This window comes from Brachyspira sp., from assembly GCF_029258575.1.
Lineage (GTDB): Bacteria > Spirochaetota > Brachyspiria > Brachyspirales > Brachyspiraceae > Brachyspira.
The window spans coordinates 1-8,052 of record NZ_JARHYI010000103.1 but is presented as its reverse complement, the minus strand read 5'-3'; the positions used below and the strand labels follow the sequence as shown (position 1 = coordinate 8,052).

At 24.6% G+C, this 8,052-nt stretch carries 11 protein-coding genes and 1 pseudogene; 5 read left to right on the top strand and 7 right to left on the bottom strand.

Annotated features, from left to right (window positions below):
- Positions 1-48 precede the first annotated feature (48 nt).
- The 3 genes from rpmA to rplU are packed head-to-tail and all read right to left on the bottom strand — an operon-like array spanning position 49 to position 960.
- Positions 49-303, bottom strand: a complete 255-nt coding sequence (gene rpmA, locus Q1J76_RS08020; RefSeq protein WP_300369467.1) for a 50S ribosomal protein L27 — start codon at positions 301-303, stop codon at positions 49-51.
- Positions 293-649, bottom strand: a complete 357-nt coding sequence (locus Q1J76_RS08015; RefSeq protein ID WP_300369464.1) for a ribosomal-processing cysteine protease Prp — start codon at positions 647-649, stop codon at positions 293-295. Before Q1J76_RS08015 ends, rpmA begins: the two co-directional genes overlap by 11 nt.
- Positions 649-960 (bottom strand): 50S ribosomal protein L21, encoded by a 312-nt coding sequence (rplU, locus tag Q1J76_RS08010; protein ID WP_300369461.1) that lies wholly within the window; start codon positions 958-960, stop codon positions 649-651. Before rplU ends, Q1J76_RS08015 begins: the two co-directional genes overlap by 1 nt.
- 178 nt (positions 961-1,138) lie before the next feature.
- Here rplU and Q1J76_RS08005 point away from each other — a divergent pair, with 178 nt between their 5' ends.
- On the top strand, positions 1,139-2,602 hold the full coding sequence (locus Q1J76_RS08005) for a tetratricopeptide repeat protein (RefSeq protein WP_300369458.1): 1,464 nt from the start codon (positions 1,139-1,141) through the stop codon (positions 2,600-2,602).
- A 7-nt stretch (positions 2,603-2,609) separates the two neighbouring features.
- Here Q1J76_RS08005 and Q1J76_RS08000 read toward each other — a convergent pair whose 3' ends face one another.
- The 4 genes from Q1J76_RS08000 to coaD form a co-directional block, all read right to left on the bottom strand.
- Positions 2,610-3,614, bottom strand: coding sequence for a FecR domain-containing protein (locus Q1J76_RS08000; RefSeq protein ID WP_300369455.1), 1,005 nt, complete (start codon positions 3,612-3,614; stop codon positions 2,610-2,612).
- An 87-nt stretch (positions 3,615-3,701) separates the two neighbouring features.
- The gene (locus Q1J76_RS07995; protein WP_300369452.1) at positions 3,702-4,322 is read right to left on the bottom strand and encodes a 4'-phosphopantetheinyl transferase family protein; all 621 of its coding nucleotides are present in this window, start codon (positions 4,320-4,322) and stop codon (positions 3,702-3,704) included.
- Positions 4,323-4,339: 17 nt separating this feature from the next.
- Entirely contained in the window at positions 4,340-5,650 is a 1,311-nt protein-coding gene (gene miaB / locus Q1J76_RS07990; protein WP_300369449.1) for a tRNA (N6-isopentenyl adenosine(37)-C2)-methylthiotransferase MiaB, read from the bottom strand.
- A 16-nt stretch (positions 5,651-5,666) separates the two neighbouring features.
- Positions 5,667-6,155 (bottom strand): pantetheine-phosphate adenylyltransferase, encoded by a 489-nt coding sequence (gene coaD / locus Q1J76_RS07985; protein WP_300369446.1) that lies wholly within the window; start codon positions 6,153-6,155, stop codon positions 5,667-5,669.
- Between the two features lie 272 nt (positions 6,156-6,427).
- On the opposite strand from coaD, the gene Q1J76_RS07980 reads away from it, so the two are divergent.
- The 4 genes and pseudogenes from Q1J76_RS07980 to Q1J76_RS07965 all read left to right on the top strand — a co-directional run.
- Positions 6,428-6,841 carry an acyl-CoA thioesterase gene (locus tag Q1J76_RS07980; protein WP_300369442.1) on the top strand — a complete coding sequence of 138 codons (414 nt, stop codon included), beginning with the start codon at positions 6,428-6,430 and terminating at the stop codon, positions 6,839-6,841.
- Between the two features lie 22 nt (positions 6,842-6,863).
- Complete coding sequence (locus Q1J76_RS07975; protein WP_300369439.1) at positions 6,864-7,169, top strand: hypothetical protein; 306 nt, start codon at positions 6,864-6,866, stop codon at positions 7,167-7,169.
- A 15-nt stretch (positions 7,170-7,184) separates the two neighbouring features.
- Positions 7,185-7,607, top strand: coding sequence for a F0F1 ATP synthase subunit delta/epsilon (locus Q1J76_RS07970; protein ID WP_300369437.1), 423 nt, complete (start codon positions 7,185-7,187; stop codon positions 7,605-7,607).
- Between the two features lie 106 nt (positions 7,608-7,713).
- A pseudogene (locus tag Q1J76_RS07965) lies at positions 7,714-8,052 on the top strand (periplasmic flagellar collar protein FlcA); the annotation flags it as partial.

Sequence of the window (8,052 nt, the reverse complement as noted above, 5' to 3'; positions counted from 1 at the left end):
AATAATAATTAATCAGCCGAGATATTAAATTTATATAAATAATTTTTATTATTCAGCAACAACTGAAATAGTTTTCTTTCCGAATTTGTTAGTATGGAACTTAACATAACCAGAAGCAGTAGCGAATATAGTATGATCACGACCTATATCAACATTTTTTCCTGCATGGAATTTAGTACCTCTTTGTCTAACTATAATGTTGCCAGATATAACTTTTTGTCCACCATAAACTTTAACACCTAAACGTTTAGATTGACTATCACGTCCGTTTTTGGAACTTCCGCCACCTTTTTTATGTGCCATTTTTATACTCCTCTTTATATTTTATAAAATCAGGATACTCTTTTATTAAAGATTTTATACCTATCAAATATCCATTACTAACTATTTTATATTCTTTTTTCTTGTCATTTTCGAGTTTATCATAATTTATAAGTTCTAAACTCAAAAAACCATTATTTATTTTGTATATAAAGAAATCATTTCCTATCGAAGCAATTACAGTTCTATATAATGCTTGAGTTAATGTACTCAAAGCAATACAGACTTCATACCCTTCGCCAGATTTCTTAATACCTGCATGTCCTTCTACTGCTAAGCATTCTAAAACGCATTCACTATTATAGAATACAGTAACAAAAGACGCCATTAAAGAGATATATCTTCAATAGTAATTTTATGATATTTATGTCTATGTCCTGTTTTTCTTCTATAGTCTTTTCTTCTTTTATGCTTTCCTATAACTACTTTATCGCCTTTCATCATTTCTACTATTTTAGAACTTACTTTTACGCCATCAACATAAGGTGTTCCTACTAAAACACTTTCATCATCTTTTTTAAGAAGAAGTGTTTTTATTTCAGGAGCTTCTTTAGCTTCATCGCCTAGATATTCTATTAGTATATCTTGACCTTTTTCTACCTTGTATTGCTTACCTTTTACTTCTACGATTGCATACATTATAGCTTATCTCCAATTTATATATATTTTATTTTTTACAATACTATGAGTAACATATATTACTACATTAAAACAATTTTGTCAAGTATAAAAACAAAAAACTATCAATTACTTAATATTAAAAAATAGATTTTTTTATAAAAATATTGTAATATAATTACTATATAGGTAAATAAATATGAATAAAAAATTAATAGAAAAAATAGAATATTTACATAAGCAAGATAAACATCAAAAAATAATAGAACTTATATATTCTATAAATGAAGATGAAAGAGATTATGAAATTATTTCATTGCTTGCTAGGGCATTTAATAATGTTCAAAATTATGATGAAGCTTTAGATAATTTAATGTATATAAGAGAGGATGGTTTATTTGATCCCCTATGGTATTTTAGAACTGGATATGCTTATTATTATAAAAATGATAAAGAAACAGCTAAACAATATTTTAATAGAACTATTGAAATATTAGAAAATGATAATAAAATAATAGATAATACTGAAGATATATTAAATAGTGCAAAAAGATTATATTCTTTATGTTTTGAATATGAATATAATAAATTGAATTTTATTGATAGAATTGAGTTATTTTGGCAGTGGTTTGAAAAAAATGAATTAGAAATAGAAAATATTATTAAATACGAATTTAAAAATATAAATGCTTTTTTATCTAATGGATTAAAAATAATAAATGATAATTTAGTTTTCAATATTGGAAAAGATCACAATTTTACATTTAATATTGACGGAAGAAATTATCTTTTTTATCTGCTTCCTAGAATAATATATTCTATGCCTGAAAGATTAAAAGAAAAATGGAGTTTTTTTTCATGTCTTCCTAGTTCTAATGGCGTTAATTTCACTGTTGAAATACATGATAAAAAAATAGAAATACAAGATGTTTTTATAAAAATAGAATTCGATGAAGAAAATGATAAATTTGATTTGATTTTCTATAACAAACAATTAAATGAATTAAATAATTCTGATATGGAGGAAACATATAATATATTCTTCCTTATAATGGAAAATTCTATAGGAGAGGCTTTATCAAGAATTTATATAAGGTATGTTGATATAAGCGATAAAAAATTAACAAATATGATACCGCTTACAGAATTAGAAGAATATATGAAAAAAACTTTATCTTTATATAGAAAGGAAATTATTACAGATCCTATAAATCAATACTTTTCATATACATTTGAGCCAAAAGATTCAAATATATTAAGGTATGATATAATAGCTGGTTCCACTTCATATTATGAAACTATTAATGATTACTATAATGAAAATATTTATGATATGATGGAAATATCAAAATTTGGTGCCAAAGCTTTATTTTTATACTATCCGTATGATGATGAAAATGATAATGAAGATATAAGAAGAAAAATACTTAAAGAAAGATATGAAATACAGGATAGATTGAAAAAAGAGGTGCTTGGAAATAAAGAAATAGGTATTGTACTTGGAGAAGCTATGGGGATATACAATATATATATAGATTTGATAATTTATGATGAAAATGAATTTATAAAAAGAGCAAAAATATTACTTGCCGAATATGACAGAAATTTTTATATATCAAAATTGATAAAATATTCAGAGATAAAAAATATATTCGATTTATAAATAATCATTAATTTGCTATTGAAGTACTTATCATTCTTTCATCAAATTTTTTCTTTATAGAATTAAATTTCTCTCTCGTTTTTATTACCGATGAACTCATTTTGCTTATAGCTCTTTGATTAGCAGCATATAAAGTTAATGATCTTCTAGCATAAGGAATCATCTCATTTTTTTTATCAGAATACAAATTTATTAATTTTATTATTGTATTATAATATCCCTCATTAGCTGCTATCATTCTATAATGCTTCATTTCAAGATTTTTAATTCTATTTTCACTTTCTTCAACATTATTATTTATACTATTAATCGATACAAAATTATCATCATTATAAGAAATATTTTCCATAGCATACATAAGATTTTCTATAGTATATATATAATCTTCTCTAGATGCCTCTTCACCCTTATTCAAAAAAACTATAGGATCGCTGTCTACATTCTGATTAAAAAGTTTGGACTGATTATCTATTGTATTAATATAAGCCTCTCTAGGATTCAATACTTTCTCATCATTATCCGTAACTACATCAATAGTCCCTTCCTGTAAAACAACTATAGTGGAACCATTTTCAGAAAAAGCAACTTCAAAACTAGTACCTTTTACAATTGAAGTAGTAGTTGGAGTATGTATTTCAACCAAAGAATCCATATTTTTAGAGATATTAACACTGATATACCCTTCTAATAAGGAAATTGAAATTCTATTATAATCTTTTGATATAGGAGAATTAACAAGAAGTATAGTATTTTGAGGCACTATAATAGTTCCTATTTTATCTCCTCTTCTATTTAGAGTAAGTTCTACTTTAGTATCGCTTGTAGTTCTTAATCTATATTCATTATGTACTTCGCTTCCTCTGAAAGCTCTTAATGATTTATTTATATCTGTTTTTTCTATAAAAGCCAAGCCAGATATTCCTGTAACTTTAAAAGATATATCCTGTGATAATAAAATATTGCTGAATGACAGCACAAATAATATTGCTGATAAAAATATTCTATTAAGCATAAATATACTCATTAGTTTTTAATAACATTTATCACTAAGTAATATAAGTGTATAATCTACAATTAAAAAAGTCAATAGTATAAAAAATTATATATTTATATCAATGCTAGGAAGTATAGGATATGTAAATATAAGATTCAAATTGAAGTCCTGAATATTTAATTTTACTTCATCTTTTGTATTAATATTGTTGCAACATATACTAACTATATAACTGTCATCAAGTATAAAGCTGGAAAAAAATGAATTCTCTGCATTTCTTATAATTCTTTCTTTTAAATCAACTTCTATGGAATTTTTTATATCGAATATAGTTTTTCCAAGCATTTTTATATAAGCTTCTTTAATAGTCCATATTGTAAAAAAATCTATTTCTAATTTATGAGTATTTTTAAGATATTCTATTTCACTTTTATAAAAATATTCTTCTGCTATAGAAAAAAAATCTCTTTTTACTATATTTTCAGCATCTATACCTACATTATACTCATCACTCATAACAGCAGCAAATAATTCCGAAGTATGAGTACCATTAAAATATAAACTATTTTCATTATTAAAATAAGGCTTTTTATTTTCTTCTCTAAATATTACAAGATTATTTTTATTATAATGATTTTGAGCCATAGAAAGTATTATATTTTCTAAAGTTTTTCTCGCATCTACCCTATTCCCATTATTATTAAAACTGTATTCTAAATAAGTCATATATAAACCTTATAATATTATGATATAATGCTTCCTATTAAAGTATGACTCTTTATCTCAGTAACTTCAGCATTAAAAATATCACCCATATTAAGCTCTTTTTCTTTTTTTACAAGTATTATTCTATTTTCCTTACTTCTGCATAAATAATGCATATTATCTTTAGCTATATCATCTATCATTACAGAAGTTTTTTTACCAACCTGCTTTGACAATAATTTCTGAGCCAATTCTCTTTGATGATTAACAAGTTTAGTAAGTCTTCTTGCCCCTACCTCTTTATCATACTGAACCTTCTTTTTGTAGGCAATAGAACCTTCCCTTTCTGAATATTTATAGAGATAAGCCTCCTCAAAACCAATACTTTCAAGTACATTTAAAGTTTCATTATACTCTTCTTCTGTTTCATCAGCATAGCCTACTATAATATCAGTAGAAATTGGGAAATCATCAACATAATCTCTTAAATATGATACTTTCTCTATATATTCATCTTTTGTATATTTTCTATTCATCAAATTTAATATTCTGTCAGAACCGCTTTGAAAAGGTAAATGTATATGTTTGCATAAGCTATTCAAATTCCATATAGCATCAGCCAAATCCTTATCAAAATCTTTAGGATGAGAAGTTAAAAATCTTATCCATACTTTATCTTTAGCATATTCATAAACGACTTTATCTAATTTGTATAATAATTCTGTAAAATTAATTTCATTATCAATATCAAGACCATAAGAATTAACATTCTGCCCAAGTAAAGTAATTTCTTTGGCTCCATCATCTATAAGTCTTTTTAATTCTTCTTCTATTTCGGAAGATTTTCTGCTCACCATTTTTCCCCTAGTATGAGGCACTATACAGTAAGTACACCAATTATTACATCCATGCGATATAGGTATGAATGCTTTATGCGGTTTATCTTCATCTACATAGGATTTTTGAAATATATAATTATCATTGAATTTTCTTACAAAAACTTCCTCATCTTTCAAATAATCTATAATATTAACTTCATTATATACATCAAATATCTTATCAACACCAAGATTTTGAAGATGTTCTTTAGAAGTTTGAGCCATACAGCCCATAATGATTATTTTAGTATCTTTTTTACTTTTTTTTCTATTTGCATTAAATAGTTTAACTCTTGAAAATACTCTCTCTTCAGCATGTGCTCTTACACTGCAAGTATTTATGATTATATTATCAGCATTTTCATGATTTTCTGTTTGTACAAAGCCTTCTTGCATAAGCGAATTGATTAAACTATTTGAATCCGCCTTATTCATTTGGCAGCCGTAATTTTCTAGGTAAAAATTCTTCATATTTCAATCTTTATTCTTATTTTTTTATGAATTTGGATTTAATATCATCTATTATTATTTCTGGAACCAATCCGTCTATAGGACCATTGAATTTAAGTATTTGCTTTATCAAAGAAGAACTTAGATAAGCATAATTTTCAGATGTATGTAAAAATATAGTATCCATTTCTGGATATAATAATTTATTCATTCTTGACATTTTTAATTCATAATACAAATCTTCACTGTCTCTTATACCTCTAGCCAATACTTTTATATCATTTTTTTTCATATATTCTATAACGAGTCCGTCTATAGAAACTATTTCTATTGTATCACTCTCTCCAATACTCTTTCTTATCATATTGGCTCTCTCTTCTATAGTAAAAGTAGGAGATTTATCTAAATTTATAGCCAAAGATATATAAACTTTATCAAAAATGATTGCTAATCTATTAAGCAAATCTAAATGTCCTAAAGTGAAAGGATCAAATGTTCCGGGAAATATTACTTTTCCATTTTTCATAGTAATAGATTATATACAAAATTTAATATAATATCAATATATAAAAAACATTTTTAATATTTTATACTAAAGTTTTTATCAATTAAATTCGCAAATTAAAAACATATAAAAATTATTATAATATAATTTAAAGTACTTTATATGTATAAATAACGAAATAATACATATAAACACTATAATAATATATTGTTTATAAAAAGAATATTCTATATTTTTTTATTTATGTTATAATTTAAATATTACAATTTATTTTTTATTAGGAGTTTAAGAGAATGGCTCATATTAATAAAACAGAAATAAGGGTAATATATGCTGATACTGATCAAATGGGAGTTGTATATCATTCTAATTATCTTAGATATTTTGAAATAGGAAGAACAGAACTTTTAAGGGAATTGGGAATTTCATATAAGGATATGGAAGATAAATATAATATAATGCTTCCAGTTAAAGAGGCTTTTGTAGATTATAAAATTTCTATAAGATATGATGAAGTTATAGTGGTTTATACAAGCATAGAAAAGCTTAAAAATGTTTCTTTAAAACTTAAATATGAAATAAGAAGTAAAGAAAATGAAAATATACTATACAGTACAGGATACACTTTACACCCTTTCGTAAACAAAAAAGGAGAAATAGTTAAACCTGATGAATATTTATACAATATAATGGATAAGGGAAAATAATTTACTATTAATAGGAATATTTATGAGTTGGATTAATGTTGTATTAACTGTTCTATCATCTGCCAATATGGTTGGAGATTTGGTGAAGACTACAACTATGGAGAATAGAGCTAAAAAAATATACAGTAAAATAGATGAAAAAGAAAAAGAAATATCTAAAAAAATAGACGCTAAAATTAAAAAAGAATTTCAGTATGTATATTCAGAAATAAATTCTTTAAAAATAGTTATCAGATTCTTATTTTTTATTTCTCTAATATTATTAATTTTATTTATTATTTCATTGATATTTATAATTTTTGTTTTAAAATATAAAAAGATAATTTAATTTTGAGAGTTTTATATGGCTGCTACTGTCAAAAAAAATAAAAAAGCTTTAACTTGCTCGGTAATTACCAAAAATGGTCCTATATTGAGATCGATAAAAGTGGATCATGTAGAAATACCTTCACATGACGGCTATGTTTCTATACATTTAGATCATTGCCCTTATATTGTAAGTATAGGATATGGCGAACTTAGAATATATAATGAAGATAATAGGCTTATCAACATGTATGTAGAAGAAGGAATTGCTGAAGTTACAAATAATGTTATAGGGATATTAGTAGAAACTGCATTATATCCAAAAGATATAAATTCGGTAATGATTAAAGAAGAAATCGATAAATTGTCTAAACAGATGGTAATTAATGTTGAAGAAGCAAGAAGGAATGCTGAAAAAATTTCAAAACTTCATAAACAAATAGAAATTTCTTCTAAATAATATGCTATTGTAATTTTAGTAATATCCGATAATTTAGTTGACATATTTTTATAGTTTGACTATAATTTAATATGTTAACTAAAAAAATTATATTAGATGATTGAATATGCCTAAAATAGAAGATTTAGAAAAACTAGGAAGTATTGCTTTTTTAATAGGAAACAAAGCATTACCAAAAGAAATATCAGAAGAAGACTATAATCGTTTTAAGTCAGTTTTTACAGATGAACATATGGCAAATTCATTACCTGCAGAAGATAATGGTTTGCCTTCTATTGATGATTTGGATAGTTTAGATTTACCTGAAAATCTAGATGATAATAAAGAATCTGATGATGGTTTAGACTTGCCCGAAGATTTAGGCGATGACAAAGTATCTGCTGATATAGATAATTTAGATTTACCTGAAGATTTGGGCTTAGATGATAATAAAGAATCTGATGAT